Source organism: Psychrobacter sp. 1U2 (assembly GCF_051847575.1).
Genome location: NZ_JBPYDC010001372.1, coordinates 1 through 615, shown reverse-complemented (window position 1 = coordinate 615; position 615 = coordinate 1). Strand labels below are relative to the sequence as shown.

1 protein-coding gene is annotated in these 615 nt (G+C 39.5%); it reads left to right on the top strand.

Going from position 1 to position 615, the window contains the following annotated elements; all coding sequences use genetic code 11:
• Nucleotides 1–351 precede the first annotated feature (351 nt).
• Nucleotides 352–615: AAA family ATPase (locus ACS8FD_RS22160; protein ID WP_439277452.1), on the top strand; the 264-nt coding region annotated here is incomplete at its 3' end.

Below are 615 nucleotides of genomic sequence, written 5' to 3'. Positions count from 1 at the left end.
TCCAGTAATTGATAAGGCTACGACCAAAGGTACTCTTAATACTAAAACTGAGAAAACTGCTAAAAGCAGTTCAGTCGATAACGATAAGAGATGATGCTTCTTGGCTAGTACTGACTACAAGTTGTAGAAGTCTAACTCTATATATAACTACATGATAGATATTGAGTGACATAAAAAAGACACCTGTGCGTGTCTTTTTTTATGGTCATAGATTTGTTTTATCGTCATAAAACATTTGAGCTTCACTGGTAACCGCGACGCATGAGTATTTGGGCATTAAGATACGCTGTGCTAATCTAAACCATTAATTTTCTATCATTTCACATTGATAACAACGACAGAGATCTTACCATGAGTACTGATAATAAGACTGCAAAACCGAGCTTTACAGGCACCAAAAGCTATATTGCCACTGATGATTTGCAACTAGCAGTTAATGCAGCAATGACGTTACAAAAGCCGCTGCTAATCAAGGGTGAGCCTGGCACAGGTAAAACGCTACTTGCAGAAGAAGTGGCTAACAGCTTAGGCATGCCGCTTATCACCTGGCATATTAAATCGACTACTAAAGCTGAGCAGGGACTGTATGAATACGATGCAGTATCGCGCTTGCGT